This window comes from Legionella santicrucis, assembly GCF_001468135.1.
GTDB classification, from domain to species: Bacteria; Pseudomonadota; Gammaproteobacteria; order Legionellales; family Legionellaceae; genus Legionella; species Legionella santicrucis.
The window spans coordinates 20,837-44,899 of sequence record NZ_LNYU01000091.1; the positions used below are offsets into that span (position 1 = coordinate 20,837).

A 24,063-nucleotide genomic window follows, 5' to 3' on the forward strand; every position below is an offset into this window, starting at 1 on the left:
CAGATTCTGGTAATTGAGCTAAATCTGCGACTAGACTTCCACCTAAAACAATATCAGTTCCCCGACCAGCCATATTTGTTGCAATAGTAACAGTACCTGGACGACCTGCTTCAGCAATAATTTGCGCTTCTTTTTCATGAAACTTAGCATTTAAGACTTGATGTTTTATATTTTGCTTTTTTAAAACCTGGCTCAAAAACTCAGAAGCTTCAATAGACACTGTACCCACTAGAACAGGTTGCTTACGGGTAATACAATCACTAATATCGGTAATAACTGCTTGAAATTTATCTTTTTGGGTTAAATAAACCAAGTCAGGTTCATCTTTTCGTACCATTGGCTTATTTGTTGGGATAACGACTACATCAAGATTATAAATCTGCTGCAGTTCAAAAGCTTCCGTATCCGCTGTTCCAGTCATTCCTGATAATTTACTGTACATTCGGAAAAAATTCTGGAATGTGATAGAAGCAAGTGTTTGGTTCTCATTTTGGATCGAAACATTTTCTTTTGCTTCAACAGCCTGATGTAGTCCTTCAGACCATCTTCGACCGGGCATTGTTCGACCAGTGTGTTCATCCACGATGATAACCTGGTTGTCCTTAACAATATAGTCTATGTCACGATGAAACATAGCATAAGCTTTTAATGCCGCATTAACATGATGCATTAGCATAATATTGCTCGCATGATATAAGCTCTCGCCATGATCCAGCAATTTTGCTTGAACAAGTAACTCTTCTATGCGTTGATGACCTGCATCGGTAAGATGAGCTTGTTTCTGCTTTTCATCAACCGTATAGTCGCCCTCTCCGCCCTCTTCCTGTTTTTTTAAATGAGGAATTAATGTATTAATTTTTATATACAGTTCCGAACTGTCTTCAGCAGCGCCAGAAATTATCAACGGGGTGCGTGCCTCATCAATAAGAATTGAATCGACCTCGTCTATGATCGCAAAATTAAGCTCTCTTTGTACTTTATCTTCAAGACTAAATGCCATGTTGTCACGCAAATAATCAAAACCATATTCATTATTGGTTCCATAAACAATATCACATCGATAAGCTTCTTGTTTTACATCATGAGGCATGTCGGGATAAATAACTCCTACAGATAAACCTAAAAACTCAAATATAGGCTTCATCCATTGGCTATCGCGTTTGGCAAGATAATCATTAACCGTAACAATATGAACACCCTTTGCAGTAATCGCATTTAAATATGCAGGAAGTGTAGCTACTAATGTCTTACCTTCCCCTGTTCGCATTTCAGCAACATTACCTTCATGCAACACCATGCCACCAATTAACTGCACATCAAAATGACGCAATCCTAAAGTCCGTACCGAGACTTCTCTTACGGTAGCAAAAGCTTCAGCCAACAATTCATCAAGGGTTTCTCCCTCGGCAAAACGTGCTTTAAAATGCTGGGTTTTTGCAGCTAACTCAGTATCGGTTAAGGTTTGCATTTGCGCTTCAAACGCATTAATTGCCATTACTGCCTTTTCCATACGCCGTAATGTACGCTCATTTCGGCTTCCAAACATTTTCTTAATCAACGCATTCAGCATGGCCTAAATAATCCTCTGGAGATTTCAAATAACAAATTTGTTAATGTACTAAAAATTGGAAAAAAATACTATGAATACCTTTAATTTAAGTGAATATTGAATGTTTATTTTCAATTTCTAACAAGTACTGACTTAATTGTTCAAATAAGTGAAGATTCTTAGTTTGCAAAATTTCCATTAGTTTCTTTTTCCACTGACTCGCCCCAGGTAAGCCAAAACTCAAATTAAATATGGGCTTAATCAGTACACTAAGAGAAACCCCTTGATAAAACTCATCCAGCAAATACTCTAAATAATCATTAAATGCTTGACTACGAGATCTTTTAGGTATTTTAGGGTAGAGCCCATGATGCACTGTTGCAATTTGAAAAGGATTATCGCAAGCCAAACGTCCAAGCATCACCCCATCCACATAATGTAGATGATCATTAATTTCATTTAAATTCAATATATTACCATTAATAACAATAGGGATATCGGGAATTTCTTTTTTTAAGCGATAAACATAATCATAATGAACAGGCGGAATGGTCCGGTTTTGTTTTGGATTTAGGCCTTGCAACCAAGCTTTACGCGCATGCACAATTATTTTTTGCGCACCCGCTTCAACTAATTGATGTACAAAATTACTAAAGAACTCATAGCTGTCTTGATGGTCTATTCCTATTCGGGTCTTTGCTGTAATCGGTATACTTACTGCTTCTCGTAAAGCACGAATACAAGCCATTACCTTTTCTGGTTCTTTCATTAAACATGCACCAAAATTTCCTGCTTGGACTTTATCGCTAGGACAACCTAAATTAATGTTGATTTCATCATACCCTTCTTGCTCTGCTCGTTTGGCGCATTGAGCCAGAAGATTTGGTTCAGAACCACCTAGTTGCAATGCGAGAGGATGTTCCCTTCTGTTAAATGGTAATGATCGGGTAGGATTATTGCATACTGCCCCTGTGGTTTGCATTTCAGTATACAAAAGCGCATTAGGCGCCAATATACGCATAAATACACGAAAATGCCCGTAAGTCCAATCAATCATCGGAGCTATAGATAAAGGAGAAAATAAAATCTGAGACACTTTTATATTGAATTAAAACTGTGATTATAACTGATCTTTCAATTTGGTACAAAATTAGAATGGGGCATCGTCTTATCTTAGAAGTTCGATAGGTTACCTAAGTTTCCTCAATTTGTATTTTAGATTTATAAAAATTTAATAAGCCCTAAAATGTCCCACAGAGTTTATTAATTGGTTGAAACAATACTAGTATTAGTAATTTTCATATTGCATATAAAAATTTCAAATTGGATTGAAATAACCAACAATGGTTTAATTTAATTAATCCATGAAATATAAATTGAGACACATCATGCATCCTGAAAACGAGGAAACACTCACAGCTAACTTAGAAAACTTTGAGAACAACTTATCCCCTAAATTACCTGATGGTAATTACACTTCAAGAACCACAAAACTGGAACCAAATAATATCAATATTCCATATAGAGGAATACTCATTAACTTTGAGCAATTAAGGTCTGGAGCTGAAGACATATTAAAAAAAATCCTCAAAGAGAGAATGGGTGAGTCAAAATTAGTAGATTTGGAAGCGAAAATCCATGAATTAGAAAGATCAATCGAAATAGAGAAAGATCCCTCTAAGAAAGATACCTTAGAAGCAAATTTGAATTTATTAAAAGATCTCAATAAAGTGATGGGACTCTCTACAATCATGATTCCCAATGAAGATGGCACCCCGTCCAGATACTGTATTTTACGTGACACTGCCGGTGGTGTTACTGAAAAACACTCACTAATAAAGATGGACGATACGATAACTCAATTGTTAAGACTAAATAACAATCAAGAAATCAACGCATCCTCCTACTTAGCAAATAGAAATGAATATAAATTAAACACACAAGGTATTCTTAAATTACCTAAGCATGGTAAAACAACAGAAGTACAACGAGAAGCCATCGCCTTGAACATATCACGAATTCTAGGATTTACCACAACGCAATCGACAATGGTTGAACATACTGGGAAAGCTGCCTTGTTTATCCCTTTTGACAAAATACAGCTTTTGAATGAATTTGCTGAAGGTGAAGCACAGCGTGTGATTCTCCCCAGCTCCTTAAAAGGGCTCACCAAGATTGGCGATGAGTACTTCCACTACTCAACCATAGTTCCAGTTGGGAATCGATTAAATCCAGAACAAACGATTGAAGATTTCGGTTATGCCATGGCCTTTTCATACCTCTGTAATGATACTGATTTTATTGGTATGAACAATCAGAACAAAGCGATAAATGACAAAAACCAGCTTTATATGTTTGACCAGGTTGTGATGTCAAAAGAAAAGATGTCTTTTGACACTCGCTTAAACCTAGTCCCCATCGGCTTTGGCCGACATTCCCGCCATAATCAAGGCAGAAACCGTAGTATTATTGAAGATTCTTCTTTTGACACCAAATTTGATAGCATTTCTCATTTATTACAATGCAAAAAAAATATCGACTCTATGCTGGATAATATCCTTGAAAGCCATACGCAAAAAATATCTCAAATAACAAATTCCATTACTGAAATTAATCCAAAGAGTAATTCACTCTTTTCCAAGGACGGACCTGAATTAAGTCGCTTAAAAAATCAGCTAAAAGAAGTAGAAATTTTAAGAAATGATGTCATGGCTGTAAAGAAAACTATAAATCAACGTATGGAAACCTTATTTGCTAACTTCCCAACTTTGAATGGTAAAGCAATGAACTCAGAGCTGTTCTTAAATCATGCTCACATTTTAAAAGCTTGTTTAAGTCTTGAAAAATTAGTCAATAAACCTGTGTTGTTCACCGATGATGGCAGACCCTATAGACATCCATGGACTTACAGAAATACTAATAAAATTAATTCTATTAATATCGTAGATGATAAAGCACATATCAGTTTTACTTCATTAGAGCCAATTCAAATGGACGATATTTTATCTCGCGCCGGGGTTTATAATGATAAGCAAAAAGATACTTTAATAATTCCAATTTCAGAACTAAATAAAATTAATGAAAATTGTATATTTCCAGAGCGAAGTCCATTTAAGATGGAAACAGACTATCTCGATTGTAGCAACTTAAAACGAAACTTATCCGGTTATAAAGATGAAAAGCAAAATATGCTAATCGCTCAAATTACGGATTATCAAACTCAAATAAGTCAAAATGATATTGGCCCCAAAGAAGTTGATAAGATTATGGACTCTATGTTATGTAATCTTAAATCATTTTCAGAAATTGCTAACAAAGGAATGGTAAAACAAGTAGAACTGAATCTGCAATTGGATATGCAACAGAAATTACGAAAAATAATTCTCGATAAAAATCCAGAACTCAAAAATAAACTGCACAGTGCCTTTGAGGCCTCAGTGAAATTAGATCATCTGAATGAGATCAACGATGTCTTGAGATGCTATGTCCGCTGCAATTGTAAAAGTAAAGACCTTCTTGAACGGTATTTGGATAAATGCATTGATCATGGCGAAAGTGCTATAAATCACAAGCAGGCTAAAATCGAGGCCGATACTATGTATCGGGAATCAGCCAGTGTATCTCATGACTTAAAAATGCAACATGAGTTAGGAAAAATTTCAACAGTAACAACGATGAGAGAAAATAGTATTTATTCAAACTTACTAGTAGACTCGCCCAAAAACAAGATTGATGTTCCTCAAATACGAGAACCTAGGGAAGTAAATTCACCAAAAGAGGATTGGGATAATGTTGACGTTCCTCAAATACGAGAAAGCAGGAAAAATGAAGAAGCAATATCCTTTAAAGAAAGATTCAGGAGCATTACACGTCCCAGCATTCGCGAAGCAGAACCCGAAATAGAACCTACGGCCCTAGTAGTTAAACCTTAGATTAAAAAATCTGAGAGAGCAACAAGTTCTGGATGAGTTGCTTTCTTATCAAATACATTTGCTCATTCTGAAATAAATTTCACAATAAGGAAATTAATCAATGAATTCGTTACAACTTGAGATTCAATTAAAAAATTTCAGCGAGTATCCTACCCCAAAAAAGCGTGCTACTTTAGATTTGACCCTCCGTAGTTTATCCCTTACCGTACTTAGCGACTTTTGCTTGCAAAATGAAACAATTAGAACGCTTTTAGGACACCAAGAGTTCCTATTTTTTTGGCAGGAAAAGATGGCCGGTATTAAGGTCAAAGGCCTACCGGATTTTAAATTCAAGACCACAGAAAGCCTTACTCCTATGGAAATAACCCTAGGCTATTTTAATTACCTACAGTCGCTAAGATATCCTGACAAAGCAACAAAGTTTATGCATCAAGCTTTATCCTTCCATTCTTTTCACGCTTTGGAAGCATTTTCTCAGGAACTAATCATTAACGTTGATCCTAATAATGAAGAAAGCATTTCATTGATGAGTTCAGCAATTTCTTTTTTTGAACAGGAGGCAGCTTGGCATGGCACCCCTGCTTATCTTCTGGTAGCCAAATTGTACTTCACATGGGCACTAACTCTTACCCATACAAACACTGAACTCGTTTCGATTGCCTATATAATGACACTAAAAAACCTAGAATTTGCAAAACTATTAGAAACTGAATCAGCAAATGATTTAAACAATGCCTATTTTGGGCTAAGCCTAGCAAAGAATAATCCTTTTTATTTCTCTTCTATAGAGGATATCCGCATCGCCTGTATCAAACAAGCGTGTGATTATCTTGAGATAGCAGATACTAATAGGGCAACCTATTCTGCACGTTTTCAGAAACCAATCAGAATGAAAAAAGAAATGCCTAGCCATGAAGCTTTGTCAGCACTGCATCAAGCGATTTTAGCGGATTTCGCTCATACTTTAAGAACTATATTCAAACGAAGTGAATTGGAAAGCAAAAATGCTTGGGGAGAAACCCCACTACTCTTCGCTATACGACACAACAAAATAGATAGCATCCGTTATTTATTGTCCCTTGGCGCTGATTTTACTCAAACTGATTCTCACGGAATTAGTGCATTCAGGCTTGCTTTGGAAACAGAGCACTTAGGCATAGCAAGGTTATTACTCAATAAAGCACCTCAATTCATAGAACAACATGATATCTTCTCTGTCGCAGAAAATGGGTCTAGCAAAACTCTAGATGCCTTGAAGAAAATACCTACAGAAAACGAACTGAAAACTCTGGAACAAGCTTGTCTAAAGAATGATAATCAAAGCATTCAGAAATTATTAGAGAAAGGACTTAGCCCTGACATCATTATTTCTTCGGGAAAAACAGGATTAGCGCAGCTATTTTTAACAGGAAATAATGAGGGTATTGAATTATTAATGAAGCATGGTGCCTCACTCTCCCTTCTAGATGCTCAAGGAGAAACAGTTTTGTTTTCTCTTATGAATGTCTTCTCCTCTCAAAAAGAGAATCGTGATATTACATATTATTTTCGCTATTTTATTGCCCTAGGTGCAGATATTAATGCACAAAATAATATGGAGGAAACATTACTCATCCAAGCTGTAAAACGTAATGATATAGAAGCTGTTTCTTTCTTGCTACAACAGGATCAGGTTAATTTACAGAAACAAACTAAAGAAGGCCTTTCGGCTTTGGATTATGCAAAAAAACTCCAATATCCCTCCCTGGTTTCTCTTTTGAATACACAAGGAGAAAAAATCTCACAGCAGAAACAGCTAGATATATATGATACAGCTTACAGCATTATGAGCTTTTTTGGCTTAAAAACTAATTCATCCACTACAAGCAAAGAGACATCCTGCTCACTACAAACTACCCTGATCAAATAGTACAACACGGCAAATTCTTAGAAATTTACGGGTTGCATTAATCATTAATATCCAAGTATATATATAATACTGGTGCTAACATTTTACTTCCTTATAAAATTCAGAACAGCAGAATGTCTCTTGCACTAGTGTGTTTCAATTTTTTATCAACAATCATTTTATACAAGCTGAAGTTAGATTTGCCGCCACTTGGATTTTGTGAACATATTAACAAGGATGCATATGAAAAACGCAAAATTATTACAGCGTCGTCTATTTGTGTTAGATATTGATGAAAATCTCGCAAGCATTCAATTAGATGAAGATAAACCACACAATTTGTCAAAAAGTGCCGAACGAAGCTTAAGCAAAAGCTCTTCAGGTATAATCAATGAACCAGAATTAACTCCTGGGCTGTTATGGAAAAAAGCCACTGCATTTAGAAGACAAGAATGGAAAACATTTTTTGAAAAAATTATTGCGATCAATGAGCGCTATAAAAAGCAATCACATGATGATATTCCATTGATCTCTATTATTTTTTTGACCAATGCCTCTTATGATGGCGAAAAATTTATTAACAATGTTTTTAAACATTTTTTTGGAGAAAAATTAACAAGCCAATTGGTTCCTGATCTTGATGGATTTTATAATAGACAAAATCAAATACAAGAAATTAAGTATCTTGATAAAAGTGATTACCTTGAGTACCTTTTTCCTCACTTACAAAATAAATTCGCCCTTAGCAATCGATCGCAAATAATATTAATTGATGATGCGCAAATAAATATTTATGGTGCTAAACAATATGGTTTTTCTGCAATTCACCACCCCTCTAACCCCAGCCAAAGACCATCTTTTTTTACTTTTACCGCACATGGTGCTCAAGTGTTTCAACAGATGCATCAAATGCTTAAGGAAGCTGAAGATTTCGTCTATTTATTAGAAAAAAACAAACTTATTTGCTAAAAAATTGTGTCCAGCTCTTCCAACGTCACCTTCCGCACAAAAGCGGGAGGTCTCATTGCTAGGAACCTCAGCTTGCAGTATAACGCTTTAGCGTATGATTTTAAGAATCTTCGAGATTATTATATCAGATAACACCTGTAAGATGATTAACACTATTCATTACCTGAATTAACAATTGCAAACGTGTGCGTCCTTGAAAAAAATTAATATCCAATTTATATGCAGCATGAATATACTTAACTCGGTGATTTGGCCAGGACTTTAGATCTATATTAAAAGCAATAGCATCTACTTGTTGTTTACTTTGCGTTTCAATTAAGGTCATTTTTAAATGATTCTTTCCCACTAAACGCTGCTCAAGAACCTCAAAAATATTATCAAAGATAGGTTCAGCAAATTGCTGGCCCCATGGTCCAGCCTGTTGTATTAACTGAGCAATCTCAAGCGTCAATTCATTGGGCTGCAATGGACCATCAGTGAGTATTTCGCCTTCGCATTGAGATAAATCAATATGTCGACCCACTTCTAAAACAAATGCCTCACGAAAAGCCCCAAGAGAGTTGGGATGAATACTTAAACCAGCAGCCATAGCATGCCCACCAAATTTCTTAATGAGGTCAGGATGATCTTTATCTATTGCAGCGAGTACATCTCTAATATTTAAATCTGAAATAGAACGTGCTGAACCTTTTAATTCATCATCACTCACTGCAGCAAAAGCAATAACTGGACGGTGATAGCGCTCCTTCATCCGCCCGGCCAAAATACCAATCACTCCTTGATGCCAGGTTTTATCAAAAAGACATAAAGCAATAGGTAAATGAGTACTGTTATAATCAGCATCAAGAGCAAGTTTTTCCAAAACAAGTAAAGCTTGCTCTTTCATTTCGACTTCAATTTGTTTTCTTTCTTCATTGAGTTCATCTAATTGCTGACAATAGTTTCTTGCTTGTTGCTCATCCGTGCTAATTAAGCATTCTATTCCCAAGGCCATATCATCTAATCTTCCTGCAGCATTGAGTCTTGGTGCAATAGCGAACCCTAAATCAGACTCTCTTAATCGTGCATATTCACGCCCCGATACTTCAATTAAGGCTTTAATTCCCACACGACCTAGATCTTGGCGTATTCTTGCCATCCCTTGGTTTACCATAATGCGATTATTTTGATCTAGTCCAACCACATCAGCAACTGTTCCTAGAGCAACTAAATCCAAAAAACTTGCCATATTCGGCTCGGCAATATTCATTTTATGAAACCAATTGGTATTAACCAAATGTCTACGTAGAGCCAACATTACATAAAAAATAACCCCAACTCCGGCAATGGATTTGCTAGGAAATTGGCAACCCGGCTGATTAGGATTCACAATCGCACAAGCATTAGGAATGGTTTCTGCAGACAAATGATGATCGGTAATTAAAACATCTATGCCTAGTTGATTCGCTCTTTCAACCCCATCAAAACTCGCAATGCCATTATCTACAGTAATAATAAGAGCTGGCTTCCACTTGCTAGCGACATCGACAATTTGAGGAGTTAAACCATAGCCAAACTCAAACCTATTAGGCACTAAATAATCAATAAACTGGGCTCCCATTGCACGTAAAGCAGTAATAGCAAGTGCGGTTGAAGTCGCTCCATCGGCATCAAAATCACCAATAATTATAATACGTTGCTGCTCATGTAACGCTTTTTCCAATCGTAAACACGCAGCATCAATTCCCTTTAAAGTATCAAAGGGTAATAAAGCCTGTAGTTGCTTATCCAATTGAGATACTTCGGTGATGCCCCGAGAAGCAAAAATACGCTTAAGAACTTCAGGCACATTAGGTATACTGAGTGAATGTTTTGGTTGCACGCGCGGTTTAATAAGCATGGATAAGTTTTCTCCATAAATGAACAAGCCAGCCCTTAGAAAATTGAATATAAGCAGCATTATTCCAATACCAATGAACTGTCATTTTTTTTAATTCTTCTTGGTGTTGTTCACTGAGCATAGAAAACTCGGTGAGCAAGAAAATTTTATAATCCTTAAGTACCAATGAAGAGTGATACAAACTCACGTTTGCTCCACAAATTTTTGCCCAAGGTAAAAATTGTTCATCAGCACAAATAGCAATTGTTTTTTTATTCTTAAGTAATGCATTTCCCCAAACCCATAATCCATTAATTAAAGAGTCATTAGGTCTAGACGCAAAAAGCATTTGGCATTCAGTTAAGAACTTTTGCCAATACATTGTATTATCTAATTGTGCTAATTCAGGCATTAATGATTGATTCAATAAATGCTGTACTGGTTTAGCGCGTAAAAAATACTTTTTATCATTATAAAACAACCATGTTTCTGGATTATGATAATGAAGAATTTTACCTTCCTTAGCAAGATATTGCGACAATAATTCAAACCATAATTTAGCATCACTCTCTTGAATTTGCAGATCTTTACCGCAAGCAGTAATCATAGCGTCATTATGGGTTGCTATCCAATGAATGGGGCTCAAAACAAACCACTCACCTTCGAGGTGATGGTATTGCCTTAACAGATCAGCAAAAGGTGGATCAGAAGGATCATAATCAAGACAACGTAAAAAATTAAGTAGCGCATTTCCCTCTGAAGTTAATAATTTCGCACGATCTGGAATAACGTTACATTCTGAGTCAATCACTACATACATACTTGGGAGACCTTAATCAGTCCGTCTTTTTTAAATAATGCTTTTATATTTCTTAACGCTTGACGCATACGATCTTTGTTTTCTATGAGGCCAAAACGAACATAACCATCTCCTTGTTGACCAAATCCTATCCCAGGCGATACTGCAACATGTGCTTCTTGTAATAAGTATTTACTAAATTCAAGTGAACCCATGTGCTTATAATGAGAAGGAATAGGAGCCCAAACAAACATAGTTGCCTTGGGGTGTTCTACCACCCAGCCTAGTTCATTTAAACCATCACAAAGAATATTACGACGTTTCTCGTAAAGATCTCTAATTTCTCGTACACAGTCATCAGAGCCTTCTAATGCAGCAATTGCTGCAACTTGAATGGGTGTAAACGTCCCATAATCCAAATAAGATTTAATTCGAGTAAGTGCGGCAACAAGTTCTTCATTACCACAAGCAAAACCAATACGCCAACCTGGCATATTATAAGATTTAGACATTGAATAAGTTTCAATTGCTATATCTGTAGCACCAGGGACCTGTAATATTGAAGGTGCTTTGTATCCGTCAAATACAATATCTGCATAAGCTAAATCATGAATCACCCAAATTTCATGTTTTTTTGCTAAATCGACTATTTGCTCAAAAAAAGCGTAATCAACACAATGAGTACTTGGATTAGCAGGAAAATTAATCACTAAAGCCTTAGGCTTAGGCAAACTTCTATTGATTGTATCTTCCACGGAGGCTAAAAATTGTGTTTCGTTTATTAGTGGAATTTGTTTTACGTTGGCTCCAGCAATAATAAATCCATAAGTATGAATAGGATATGCAGGATCAGGTACTAAAATCGTATCACCAGGACCACTAATTGCCAATGCTAAATGTGCTAATCCCTCTTTTGAACCAATGGTTGCTAGTATCTGTGTTTCACTATTTAAACGTACATTATAATTACGTTCATACCAAGAAGCCATTGCTCGCCTTAACCTCGGAATTCCTTTAGACATGGAGTACCGGTGAGTATCGGGTCGTTGCACCGCTTCGATCAACTTATTTACTATATGAGGAGGTGTTGGTTGATCAGGGTTCCCCATTCCAAAATCAATGATATCTTCTCCACGCGCTCGCGCCTCTGTTTTTAATTGCGTTAATGTGTTAAAAACATAGGGGGGTAAGCGGTTAATTCGTGGAAATTGATTCATAATATCTACCTCTGTAGTATACTCACAACCACTATAACTCAATAAACCTTCCAAAACTATGAATATCAATTTAGAAGAATCAGAACCACATGCGGTGCAAGCTTATAGTAATAACAAAATTCAGATTAATTCCATTATTTACGAGAAAAGTTTCATTGTTTCCAAAACAAAAATCATCAGTGAGCTATCCATCGAAAATATCCAAGAAATTGATGAAGTCTACATGAACTTATTAACGCAATTCAAACCGGAAATTATAATCATTGGCCATGAAAATACCGGAAAACTGCCGTCTTTGTCAATTATGAATCAACTTGCACAACAACGAATTGGAATTGAATTTATGTCAATCGGCGCAGCCTGTCGTACTTACAATATTTTATTAAGCGAACATCGGGCCGTTATTGCAGGTTTTATTTTTTGAATACAGCCTTGGAAATTATGTAAAACTCGGTTTACTGCTTCATTAGTGATCTTATAACCATTCTGCAAAATCAATAGTTGTTTTTTTTCCAACGTGATCATAATTTTTTTCAATCCAAAGACTTGCTTCCTGTCTTCCTAAGTCACGCATAGCCACTAAAAACTCCCAATCAGGGGTATAAACCGTTGATAAGGGAAAATCTCGTAAGTCTTCATCAGCACGAATACAATGCATAAATATCTTTTTATAGTTTTTTTCATATTCTTTTTTCAATTGTCCTTTCGTGATCAAGCTGCTGACAAAAGCTACAGCACGCATTTCACGCATCAAAGAAGAGTTAAAGGATACTTCTCTTACTCGAGAATCAATTTCTGCTGGAGTTTTTGGAATGTTGTTACGAACGATTGGGACTGTATGAAAAATCAAAATATCTCTGCAGCTTGTTTGATATATTAAGGGAAAAATGGCAGGATTACCTAGGTAACCACCATCCCAATAAAATTCTCCATTGATTTCAATTGATTGATATAATTGGGGTAAACACGCGGAAGCTAAAAGAGTATCTATAGATAATTCATTATTGTCAAAAATGCGTATTTTACCAGTTTGAACATTAGTAGCACATATAAAAAGCTTAATAGCACTTTTATTTTTGATTTGCTCTATATCAATTATCTTTTCTAAAACATTTCGAATGGGATGAAAATTAAAAGGATTAAATTGATAGGGAGAAAAAAGGCTCGCTATTGAATTAAATAAATAAAAATTAAGAGGCGCTTTTAAGAAAGGCTCTATAAAGCAATCAAAAGGAGATTTTGCTGTAATGCCAAACGTTTTTCCATAATCACTCATCGCATGCCAAAAATCATGCAATAATTGTCTAGCGCCCTCTTCCTTTCCCTGCAAAAAACCATATGCAAGAACAGCTGCATTCATGCTGCCAGCACTTGTTGCTGAAATACCTTCGATTGTAAACAATTTTGATTCAAGAAACTTATCTAATAAACCCCAAGTAAAAGCACCATGAGCACCACCACCTTGAAGGGCAAGATTTATTTTTTTTCTTTTAGGCATTTCAATCTCCCTATTAATAGGATGAAACTTTCTCTGTCCTTAAGTTAACCTTGGTTATAGATAGGTGATAGAATCATTATCTCGAGCCCTTTCGGGATGAATGGCTCTAAATAATGACTAGATCCTCATTTTAAATTTCGTGGGGATATATCAGTTCGAGACGATGCTCAGGCATTCCCCAACTTAAGGAAACTATCCTTATTCCTATGTGCGGGATCCGGAAATCCCACACCATCGGATCCGCGGACATACCACGGGACATCGAAAGGATGTATCTGAACAAACTCTCTCCACTTCCTCTTAACCTAACTCAAATAATCTTCAACCACAGTACCATAAGGTAATGTTAAATCTGTAACAAAATGAACTACGGATACAATTTTTTTAACGGGTAACTCTGCAATGGGAGCTAATGCATGGGGATGCAATTCCAAACTACCAGGACCAGTCCAAGCACCTTTGACCGTTACATCTTTTAAATAGGTTCGAGTCAATTGATTTACTTCAGGAGTACCATCAACACCTGGTATATTTTTTAAAAGAAAAGTGGGTTTTTTCAATGAATCCAATACGGTTTTTTGATCGATTTCATGATGTTTATACCCCATAGTAGCTGTAGCAATCCGCAAACTGCCATAATTTAATAAACCAATAAGCACATCCTCTTCAACAAATAATTTAGGTTTCGCTAATTTTTTAGGAAACCCCCAAATTTCTCGGCCACCCGCAATAGGAGCATGACAATCAAGAAACATAGAGATAGTGAATCCCCCTTCCTCACCTTTATAACGGACAGGAATCACTTGACCCGATTCCGTATAATCTCCAAAACCTGTTGAATCCGGCATCCTGATAAACTCAAACTTAACAAAAGGTTCAAGCAGCTCTAGACCAGGAGGCAGAATATCTTCAAGCAATTCAGGGAAGGTTTCATAGGTAATAATGAAAAATTCGCGATTAATAAACCGGTAAGGCCCTGCAGGATACGTTCTAATCCAACGTGGTGCAGGCATATCAAACTCATTGACCATCTTTGATTTTTTCATTGATTTCTTCCTTTAAAGTTTCTTCCTTATCCAAAGTATAATGCTATCTCAAATATTTTTTATTCTTTAATTCACTTATTTGTTGTTATCTGTAGTAAAACTTATCTGCCACGCTAAAAAAGCTTCGAGGCAGAATAAACGCCCTCTAGCCGAACGAGCGATGGTAATAATTCATTTCTTACTCCAAACTCATATTAACTTGCTATAAATATTTCGTAATAAAACTCTAAAATCTGATGAACAAGCGTAAGAAAAACTTAATGTTATCCATCATACAATGTACCTAAAGACGTTTCAAATTTAGGTTTATTCATATGTTAAAAATCAAAGAAGTTATCTTTTCTAGTCCAACGTCTGGTGAGACTGACTTATCCTTGTATCGGATTAAAAATGGAAATCGACCACTTATCATAGCTACAGGACAAAATGATCCTTATCGAGTCGACAGAATGTTAAGCTATATATCAAACTTGATGCAATCAACAGTAATAGAACACTCAAAAAATGTACTCGAAAATAAAGCATTGGGTGATAACAGCGAATTAATTCATAGGGAAAATTTCTCCATGCTCAGCAAAGGAATACAAATAACCCCCTGAGATGCTCGATAAAATAGTAAGTATATACCCAGAGCGCACTAAAAATACGATTAGAGATGATTAATCAAGAGAAAGCAGCACTGAGTCAACTAGTAGTGTTGCAAGCCCACTATTAGTACAAATTCCCAATCATGAAGTTGCAGCAATAAAGGTTAATGCAGATAATAGTCAAACGTTTGATAAATTCATTTCTAAAACAATTATAGAATATAAAATAAAAAATAAAGTTGCGCTTTCACACGCAAAACAAACGATAGAAAACCAATTATTTGACTATTACTTGGACAAAATAAAAGCAGATCAACTTTCTGAGATAAATGGATTACGACAAAAATTTATCGATGGCACTTTTCCCAAACAAGCAATTTTTGAAGCATTCAAAGATACCCCTGACTTCCAAAGAAAAGTAATAAAACATGAACTGATATTACAAACACAAAAAGAGATAGCTGCATTGAAACTGAAAGTAGAATTTAAGGAACGATTGAAAGAGACTAAGGACAAAGAGATACCCAACTCAGAGGGAGAAATCATCCGACTAAGGTAAAATCACGTGCTTTGAAAAACGAGATTATACGGCACATTTTTACTATAAAAAACGCAGGCTGAAGGATTATGAATGGTACTTTTCTGAAGTACCAGTTAATCAAATTTGATTTACAAAATAACGCCATTTAGAATTAAAATTATAGGTTCATCAATGGAGTGAAAAGACATGAATAAGCGTAAGCTACAAAATACTGCTGTGATTACAGCAGCTGTGAGCGCTTCGCTTCTTTCTATCTACACAAATACTGATTGGTTTTCTGCAGAACATGGGCATGTAGAACTTGAAAGGTGCTATGAAATAGTACGTGCAGGTAAAAATGATTGTGCAACCTCGAAACATTCTTGCGCATCACAAGCAATAAAAAATAATGATCCAGAAGAGTTTATCATGTTGCCTAAAGGATTATGTGAGCGAATCCTTGGAGGTAAAAGTGCTTAAATATGATCAATTACCGGCCCGTGTTAAAAATGAGATACAAGCACAACAATATCAAAGTGAGTTACTGGTAGGAGGAGTACAACTAGGTGTAGTAGTATTGTTGATGATTATTAACTGCTTAACTCCTGTAGGTTATACCCCAAATGCTCCCGTACATTCCGCTTCATTGGGTTTATCACTATTTGCTATTCTGATAATAACAAGATTATGGTTTGCCTACACAAATCAATTAACGCATTTAGCGCTTGGAGCATCAATAATCATAGAAATGCTATTATTGCTATTTATTATCTGGACCTATTACTTACAATATCAAACCTCACCAACAATTAATTTAAAAAATACCCATATTAACTATGTTTACATTTTAATTGCTCTACGTGCTCTACGTTTTGAACCAGAATGGGTACTACTTTCTGGTTTAACCGCAATTATAGGCTGGAGTGTTATTATTTGGCAAACTTTGATAAGTACGGGTATGAATGTAATTACATGGGATTATGTCACTTATGCCTCTACGCGAAGTGTCTATTTAGGTTCTATTTTTGATGTGCTTTTATCAATTTTATTAGTTACAATTATCTTATTTTTAGTGCTTGAGCGCGCCAAAAAAATATTATTCCAAGCGGTAGAACAAACCAGTGCGGCAAAAGATTTAGCACGTTTTTTTGATACAGGCGTTGTCAAAAAAATAACCTGCTCCGACTCCTTATTGCAAGCCGGTTATGGCGAAGTCCGACAAGCAGCCATAATGTTTACAGATATGCGAGGTTTTACTAAAGCATCAAATACCCTCTCACCCAGCGATTTAATTAGGTTACTTGGAGAATATCAACGTATTCTTGTACCCATTATCCAAAAACATAATGGAAGTATTGATAAATTTATGGGTGATGGAATTATGGCAAGCTTTGGAGCAGTAGCCCCTTCCCACACTTATGCGGCGGATGCGCTAAGAGCGGCAGATGAGATCCTCTCTGTGCTGCCTTCCTGGAATGAAAAAAGACAAAAAGATAAGGAAATTGTTATTGATGTCGGTATAGGGCTTGCAGTAGGTGAAATTGTTTTTGGGGTTATAGGGAATATAGACAGGCTTGAATATACTGTGATTGGAGAAACAGCAAACTTAGCAGCAAAATTGGAAAAACATAACAAAATAGAGCATTCAAAAGGATTAACTACGGAGTTCTCATTACTTGAAGCCTTAAAGCAAGGGTATAAAAAAACTGAAGAAATAATTGAACTTAAATCAAGACTGGTAGCGGGAGTGAATAACTCTATAGATTTAGTTGTTCTTGGTAAGTAGGCATTATAACCCTATTTTAATAGGTGTTAGAGGCAAACTCTATTTTCCACATCAAGTGATTTTTTCGAATAAATTGCAGTGCTGCATGTACATCAAAATCTGGATTTATTTCATAAACGGTTTCATAAGCGTGAATTAATGAAAGACGATTTTGAAGGGATATAAAAAATCGAAACATGTCTTGAGAGATCCAGTGTACAGTTACACGATGATATTGTCTTGAGATAACCGCATAACACGCCACTGGCTGCAAATTGATATTCTGTTTTTCGTCCGGCATCTCAATTAAATTAACAATCTCTTTTAATGAATAAGGTGACGAAAATAAGTAAACAGATGGATTAAAAATCAGGTATATTTCTTTTGAAAATGCTAATTTTTTTGGCCATTTTAAAGGATTAATAAGACTAAAATTTGAGGCACGATAACTCATATGCTTCAGCCATTCTAACTCCGCTATATCAGACAAATAAATAAGATGCTGAATCGGCTCAAAACAGTGTAAAAACCGAGGGAAGCTTGCTCCCCAATCATCAAGGCAGTTAGTGATAGGCAGATTTTTCTCCTCTCGACAAAAAATAGCCGCTAAGTTATCCGCACATTCTTTCCCAACTAATTTCCAAACAGCAGGAAAGGTTATTTCTAAAGCACGATATAGATTTTGAAAAATGTTATTTCGGTATATGTTTAATCGAAACTCTGGAGCTATCGCGCTCTCCCGAATGTTTTTCATAAACCCAATATCATTGCTATTGAATATTGCTTTAGCAAAATCGTTCTGTATTTGCTTCATCGTTGATATAATAGGCCGCTTTTTTTGCCTCATTCAATAAAACCTCCAAATCAGGTATGTCCCTATCCCATTCCAGCAAAGATGGAACAATACCTATGTACCTTATAGCATAACGATATAATTCCCACACTTCCGGGCAGACAGAGTTATCATGTGTATCTAAAAGCAAATGATTCATGTTATCTTGTGTATGTACTGAGTGTCCTGCCAGATGAATTTCTTTTATTGCTTTTTGTGGAAGAGTTTGTATGTATTGATAAGGGTCCCAATTATGATTAAAACAAGAAACGTAGAGATTATTTACATCCAATAGAATTTGCACATCTGTACGTTTGACTAATTCTGCTAAAAACTCAGCTTCTGAATAGCTGGAAGTTCGATATTCGAAATAAGAAGAAGGATTTTCAATGAGCAAAGTTCTTTGTAAATAATTTTGAACTGTATCAATATTGTTAGCAATAGCTATTAAATTTTCTTCATTATAAGGAATAGGTAATAAATCAGGAAGATAGAACTGTCCAGTATTATTCCATGCTAAATGATCTGAAAGCAAAATAGGCTCAAATTGACTGAGTAGCTTTTTAACTCTCTTTAAATGATTCTTACATATACCCTGTACTGATCCCAGGGACAAACCAACACCATGAAAACTTAGAGGATAAAGCTCACGAATCGAGAATAGAATATCAAGCAGCGGCCCACCATGAATCATAAAGTTTTCCGTATGAACCTCTAACCAATCAATTTTAGGCTTTTCCTTAAGAACTTGATAATAGTGAGGCTCTCTTAAACCAATGCCTATTTGATCACCGTTTATTCGCATGATTTTTAAAATAGAGTTGCTTGATTAATTAGAATAACCGTTCTATATTTTCATTACCACAATTTATATTTTAAACAAAGAGTTATAAGTTAATCATTTGTGTAAATATATTTACGATATCAAAATAATATAATGATTAAAAGGAATTCAAATCATGAGCATTAAAACTACTATAGCCAAGTCTTTTATATCTACAGGATTTGCTTTATTTTTACCGATAGCAGTAAATGCAGCAGTACCTCAATGGGAAATTGTCCCTGATGAAAGTCAATTGACTTTCACTGCAACACAAAATGGTGCTCCAGTAACCGGTCAATTTAAAACATTTACTGGGACTATTTTAGTTGATCCTAATGACTTAACACACAGCAGCATAGACATAATTGTCGATATTAACTCAATAAGCGCTTCTTATTCTGAACTAAAGAGTACTTTACTTACTCCAGATTGGTTTAATCCCAAAGTTTTCCCAAAAGCTGAATTTAAATCAAACCAAATCGAAAAAACGGGTGACAACACGTATAAGGCAGTAGGTACGCTTACTATTCGTGATAAAACTGAACCAGTAACTTTGAATTTTACTGGAGATCAATCTGACCCTAATAAAGGAGTTGTTACTGGAAATACGGTCATTAAAAGAACTCAATTTGGTGTTGGTCAAGGAGATTGGTCAAAAACCGATGAAATCAAAGATGAAGTAACAGTTAACTTTAAAGTAGTAGGTGTTAAAAAATAAAATCGTGTATTGCCGTCCTAGCACAGCATTATTGCGTCATAAAAAAAGGTTGGGCCATGGCCCAACTTAGAAATATCGAGAAACTGAGATGTGTAGAAGGTTCAGCTGTCTTACATTTGCCTTCGTGCTTCCAAAACATTAGGTATTTGTTCTAGTTTTGTTAATAAACGAGACAAACTACTTAGACCATCTACATCAACAGTTAAAGTAATATAAGCCATATTTTCTTGTTTATTGCTTTGAGTTTGTAACGCATAAACATGGGCCTTTTCATTTGCCAGTAAAGAAGTAATGTCTTTAAGTAATTCGGAACGGTCAAACGCTTTAATAAGGATATCCACTACGTAATTCTCACGAGTAGCACTTCCCCAGCTTACTTGTAAAAAACGTTGTTTTTGTCGCTCACTAGCATGAATAATATTAGGACAGTCCTGTCTATGCACTGATACCCCACGTCCTATAGTAATATACCCCACTACTGCGTCTCCTGGAACAGGTTGGCAGCATCGTGCCATAAAGGTCAACAAATTGCCTACACCTTCAATGCGTAAATCACTTCCCGTAACTTCAGGTTTTGAGTGGGGTTTGACAAATCGTTCCAAATTAAGCTCAGATGGCGTAGGAGGCGCGATTTTGCTAATAATTTGTCCTATCTTAATATCACCACGCCCCAAGTTTGCATACAGATCATCTAATTTTTTGAAATGCAGCATCGGAGCAACTTCATTTAATTTATCCGATTTTATTCCTAAAGATTTTAACTCTTTATCTAATAGTTCACGACCTTCTTGAACATTACGGTCGTAATCTTGCATTTTAAACCAATGTAACACTTTGGCTTTAGCTCTAGATGTTTTTAAATAATTTAAGTGGGGATTAATCCAGTCACGTGAAGGTTTAATTTGTTTTCCAGTTAAAACTTCTACTCGATCACCTGTTTTCAATTGATACGTTAAGGGTACTATATGGCCATTTATTCGTGCACCACGACATCGATGGCCTAAATCACTGTGCACATGATAAGCAAAGTCCAAAGGAGTAACACCATGAGGTAAATCAAGAACATCTCCATCAGGAGTAAAAACATAGACCCTATCCTCAAGAAATTCAGTAGTGCTGCTTTCAGGAACTCCCCTATTACTTGCCATTTCCCGGTGCCAAGCCAATACATCACGCAGCCATTCAATTTTACGCTCATGACTTTCTTTTGGCTTACCGCCACCTTCTTTATATTTCCAATGTGCAGCGACACCCATTTCTGCTAAATCATGCATATGAAACGTTCTGATTTGAACTTCAAAAACCCTGCCTTCTGGACCTTGAACTGCTGTATGCAATGACTGATAGCCGTTAGGTTTAGGATTAGTAATGTAATCATCAAACTCTGCAGAAATTTGCTTCCAAAGCGTATGCACCATACCTAATACTTCATAGCATTGAGGTTTGGTGTCAACAAGTACACGTACTGCAGTAGCATCATAAATTTCATCAAGAGAGACATTCTTACGTGTCATTTTTTTGTAAATACTATGAATATGTTTCGAGCGCCCATAAACTGCAAAATGCTCTATACCACTTGCTTTAATTTGCTCATTCAATTGAGCAACAATAGCATCAACAAAACTATCTCGTTCCAACCGCTTTGCTTTCAGACCTTTTGCAATTGCTTTATAATCATCCGGATGTAAATAACGAAATGCAAGATCTTCCATTTCCCATTTAATAGCCCCTATTCCAAGCCGATTGGCCAGAGGAGCATATATTTCCATTGCCTCCGTAGCTAATTGTTTACGTAACTCTTCAGATAAATGCGAGGCCGTTCTCAATACGCATAAGCGTTCGGCAAGTTTAATCAACACAGCACGAACATCATCAACCATCGCTAATAACATTTTACGAATATTATCAATTTGCTGTTTATTTTGTGGATATTTGTTCAAAGCCTGAAAACTGTGCATAGCGCTCATACGCTCTATACCCTTGACCAACTTTGCAATGTTAGGACCTAATTGCTCAGAAACATCATCAACTGATAAGTCAGCATAATGCACATTTTCAAAAATAATGGCTGCAGCAAGCGTCTCCTGATCCACTTCAAGATCTGCAAGCAAATCAGCCATAGATAACCCTTGTTGCAAGCAAGACTGGCCTGTTTCTGTTGCATGTTCTTGCCCTGCCAATTGGCTTAATGTACATGCAGCACGAATGAGCTCGAGATTATCCAAATAGCCTTTTGCGCTTAACTGATGAAGCCATAAACCCACATCAATGCTGCCATCGGCACATAATGGAATAGTGTCCTTTACTCTAACCATAAATTTTACCCTTTCTCAAACATCGCAATTGATTCAACATGAGCGGTATGAGGAAACATATCCATTACTCCCGCCTTTATCAATACGTAACCTTTTTGATTCACTAAAATATCTGTATCACGTGCCAATGTTATAGGATTACATGATACATAAACAATACGTTCTGGATTGAGTAGATCAATTTGCTTCACAATTTCAAGCGCTCCCGATCGAGGAGGATCAATTAATATTTTGTTACATGGCTGCTGTACCAGCTTCTTTACTTCATTGACATCATCTAAATTAGCAGCATAAAAATCCACATTTGAAAGATCATTTTTTTTGGCATTCATGGATGCTCTTTCAACCATAGTTTTACTGCCTTCTACACCGAGCACTTTGGAACAAAATTTAGCCATTGGAAGTGAAAAATTACCCAACCCACAGAATAAGTCTAGCACTATATCGGTACTTTTTAAGTCCATCAGTTGTAATGCAAGAGTGACCATAGAACGATTTAACATTGAATTAATTTGCGTAAAATCAGTTGGATGAAAAGCAAATGAAATTTGAAAGTCAGGTAAGTGATAAGCTAAATACTCATTAGAATTCGGAGGATAAAAACAATAAACGCTGTCTGGACCGCCAGGCTGAAGATAAATTTTATAATGATACTCTTCAGCAAATTTTTTAATTTTAAATTCATCTTCAGAGGTTAATGGAGTTAAATTTCGAAAAATAAGAGCAATCTCATCATCTCCTGCTGCAACTTCAATTTGCGCAATGCAGTATTTATCTTCCATTGAGTCTATCAAATGTCTTAATGGCAAAATGTCTACATCAAGTTTTGCATTTAAAACAGAGCACTGAGTAATTTCAGTAATATACCGGGGATTATTGCGTTCTCTAAATCCAATCAGCGTAGCCTGCTTTTTTTCTACATGACGCACACTGAGTCGTGCTTTATTTCTATAATTCCAATAATTAGCCACTAAAGGTGACAAAACGGTTTGTGGCCTAGTACGACCATATCGTGATAATAAATCCAACAATTGATCTTGTTTGAAATGGATTTGTTCTTCTTGACTTAGATGCTGTAGCGAGCAACCACCACACATTACGTAATGAGGGCACTTAGGTGTAACACGAAGAGATGATGGTTCAAGAGTTTTTAGTAAGAACCCCTCATCAAAGTCTTTTTTTATCCTCGTATATTGGAATTCAACTAATTCACCAGGTAATGCTCCTTGAATAAAAGTTGCTTTACCCTGAATACGTGCTATCCCCTTTCCATCATGACTTAAATTATCAATTCGAGCAGTTTGCACAATTGGATTCGTTTTGGACTTAGCTCTTCTCATCAAAATATTCTCATTAATAAATCTTTTAGTCCCTTGAAAAAGCATCATCTCAGAAAACATCTCGATGTCTTTAACAGGTACAACGGGATTCAACTGCTCTGTACTTGATCATAATTGCTATCAAAATAGAGCTCTTTCAAAATAGTACAGGGTATCATAGGCACCAACTATTTGTCATGATAATTTGCCATAACAAAACCCATAATGCATAACATCATTACACTTTTCTTAACTCTCTTCGTTATCCACCACATTATCATAAAAATATAAAATTGTGGTTACCTATAAACGCAGGGTTGGTTAAAGTTTTGTCACTTTAAAAATGGACTTATTTATCAATAACTCATAGTTCTATTCACAGTGTTATCCACAGTTTTTGTGGATAACACTAAATAATTGCATCACTC

General features: G+C 35.9%; 20 protein-coding genes. 9 read left to right on the forward strand and 11 right to left on the reverse strand.

The features are described 5' to 3' along the window. Positions 1-1,570: preprotein translocase subunit SecA (gene secA / locus Lsan_RS23225; protein ID WP_237762202.1), on the reverse strand; the 1,570-nt coding region annotated here is incomplete at its 3' end. 85 nt (positions 1,571-1,655) lie between these two features. Beyond that, positions 1,656-2,645, reverse strand: coding sequence for a tRNA dihydrouridine(20/20a) synthase DusA (gene dusA / locus Lsan_RS17775; protein ID WP_083505179.1), 990 nt, complete (start codon positions 2,643-2,645; stop codon positions 1,656-1,658). A 292-nt stretch (positions 2,646-2,937) separates the two neighbouring features. Here dusA and Lsan_RS17780 point away from each other — a divergent pair, with 292 nt between their 5' ends. The 3 genes from Lsan_RS17780 to Lsan_RS17790 all read left to right on the forward strand — a co-directional run bounded on the left by Lsan_RS17780 (position 2,938) and on the right by Lsan_RS17790 (position 8,338). Further along, complete coding sequence (locus Lsan_RS17780) at positions 2,938-5,481, forward strand: hypothetical protein (protein WP_058515463.1); 2,544 nt, start codon at positions 2,938-2,940, stop codon at positions 5,479-5,481. A gap of 100 nt (positions 5,482-5,581) precedes the next feature. Next, entirely contained in the window at positions 5,582-7,390 is a 1,809-nt protein-coding gene (locus tag Lsan_RS17785; RefSeq protein WP_058515464.1) for a DUF5630 domain-containing protein, read from the forward strand. Between the two features lie 222 nt (positions 7,391-7,612). Continuing rightward, complete coding sequence (locus tag Lsan_RS17790; RefSeq protein ID WP_058515465.1) at positions 7,613-8,338, forward strand: hypothetical protein; 726 nt, start codon at positions 7,613-7,615, stop codon at positions 8,336-8,338. A gap of 124 nt (positions 8,339-8,462) precedes the next feature. On the opposite strand, the gene recJ is transcribed toward Lsan_RS17790, so the two are convergent. Genes recJ through alaC form a run of 3 tightly spaced genes read right to left on the reverse strand, consistent with a single transcriptional unit; the run spans position 8,463 to position 12,212 of the window. Next, positions 8,463-10,217 (reverse strand): single-stranded-DNA-specific exonuclease RecJ, encoded by a 1,755-nt coding sequence (gene recJ / locus Lsan_RS17795; RefSeq protein WP_058515466.1) that lies wholly within the window; start codon positions 10,215-10,217, stop codon positions 8,463-8,465. Continuing rightward, positions 10,207-11,016, reverse strand: coding sequence for a hypothetical protein (locus Lsan_RS17800; RefSeq protein ID WP_058515467.1), 810 nt, complete (start codon positions 11,014-11,016; stop codon positions 10,207-10,209). Before Lsan_RS17800 ends, recJ begins: the two co-directional genes overlap by 11 nt. Next, a complete protein-coding gene (gene alaC / locus Lsan_RS17805) occupies positions 11,007-12,212 on the reverse strand; it encodes an alanine transaminase (protein ID WP_058515468.1) in 1,206 nt (401 codons plus the stop codon). Before alaC ends, Lsan_RS17800 begins: the two co-directional genes overlap by 10 nt. A gap of 58 nt (positions 12,213-12,270) precedes the next feature. Between alaC and Lsan_RS17810 the strand changes: the two genes are divergently transcribed. Next, complete coding sequence (locus tag Lsan_RS17810) at positions 12,271-12,636, forward strand: Mth938-like domain-containing protein (protein WP_058515469.1); 366 nt, start codon at positions 12,271-12,273, stop codon at positions 12,634-12,636. A 51-nt stretch (positions 12,637-12,687) separates the two neighbouring features. Here Lsan_RS17810 and Lsan_RS17815 read toward each other — a convergent pair whose 3' ends face one another. Then, positions 12,688-13,710, reverse strand: coding sequence for a patatin-like phospholipase family protein (locus tag Lsan_RS17815; protein WP_058515470.1), 1,023 nt, complete (start codon positions 13,708-13,710; stop codon positions 12,688-12,690). A 305-nt stretch (positions 13,711-14,015) separates the two neighbouring features. Then, positions 14,016-14,756, reverse strand: coding sequence for an acetoacetate decarboxylase (locus Lsan_RS17820; RefSeq protein WP_058515471.1), 741 nt, complete (start codon positions 14,754-14,756; stop codon positions 14,016-14,018). Between the two features lie 314 nt (positions 14,757-15,070). Between Lsan_RS17820 and Lsan_RS17825 the strand changes: the two genes are divergently transcribed. From Lsan_RS17825 to Lsan_RS17840, 4 genes are all read left to right on the forward strand, one after another. Continuing rightward, a complete protein-coding gene (locus Lsan_RS17825; protein ID WP_058515472.1) occupies positions 15,071-15,355 on the forward strand; it encodes a hypothetical protein in 285 nt (94 codons plus the stop codon). Between the two features lie 280 nt (positions 15,356-15,635). Continuing rightward, a complete protein-coding gene (locus Lsan_RS17830; protein WP_058515473.1) occupies positions 15,636-15,902 on the forward strand; it encodes a hypothetical protein in 267 nt (88 codons plus the stop codon). A 168-nt stretch (positions 15,903-16,070) separates the two neighbouring features. After that, complete coding sequence (locus Lsan_RS17835) at positions 16,071-16,343, forward strand: BufA1 family periplasmic bufferin-type metallophore (RefSeq protein WP_027269947.1); 273 nt, start codon at positions 16,071-16,073, stop codon at positions 16,341-16,343. Continuing rightward, positions 16,336-17,649: an adenylate/guanylate cyclase domain-containing protein gene (locus tag Lsan_RS17840; protein ID WP_058515474.1), complete on the forward strand. Its 1,314-nt coding sequence runs from the start codon at positions 16,336-16,338 to the stop codon at positions 17,647-17,649. Before Lsan_RS17835 ends, Lsan_RS17840 begins: the two co-directional genes overlap by 8 nt. A 16-nt stretch (positions 17,650-17,665) precedes the next feature. Here Lsan_RS17840 and Lsan_RS17845 read toward each other — a convergent pair whose 3' ends face one another. Continuing rightward, a complete protein-coding gene (locus Lsan_RS17845) occupies positions 17,666-18,475 on the reverse strand; it encodes an HvfC/BufC N-terminal domain-containing protein (RefSeq protein ID WP_065236325.1) in 810 nt (269 codons plus the stop codon). Beyond that, positions 18,414-19,265, reverse strand: coding sequence for an MNIO family bufferin maturase (gene bufB, locus Lsan_RS17850; protein WP_058515475.1), 852 nt, complete (start codon positions 19,263-19,265; stop codon positions 18,414-18,416). The genes Lsan_RS17845 and bufB overlap by 62 nt, the downstream gene beginning before the upstream one ends. 154 nt (positions 19,266-19,419) lie before the next feature. On the opposite strand from bufB, the gene Lsan_RS17855 reads away from it, so the two are divergent. Beyond that, positions 19,420-20,001, forward strand: a complete 582-nt coding sequence (locus Lsan_RS17855; RefSeq protein WP_058515476.1) for a YceI family protein — start codon at positions 19,420-19,422, stop codon at positions 19,999-20,001. A gap of 110 nt (positions 20,002-20,111) precedes the next feature. Here Lsan_RS17855 and relA read toward each other — a convergent pair whose 3' ends face one another. After that, on the reverse strand, positions 20,112-22,316 hold the full coding sequence (relA, locus tag Lsan_RS17860; protein WP_058515477.1) for a GTP diphosphokinase: 2,205 nt from the start codon (positions 22,314-22,316) through the stop codon (positions 20,112-20,114). Between the two features lie 5 nt (positions 22,317-22,321). After that, the gene (rlmD, locus tag Lsan_RS17865) at positions 22,322-23,656 is read right to left on the reverse strand and encodes a 23S rRNA (uracil(1939)-C(5))-methyltransferase RlmD (protein ID WP_058516074.1); all 1,335 of its coding nucleotides are present in this window, start codon (positions 23,654-23,656) and stop codon (positions 22,322-22,324) included. Positions 23,657-24,063: the final 407 nt, after the last annotated feature.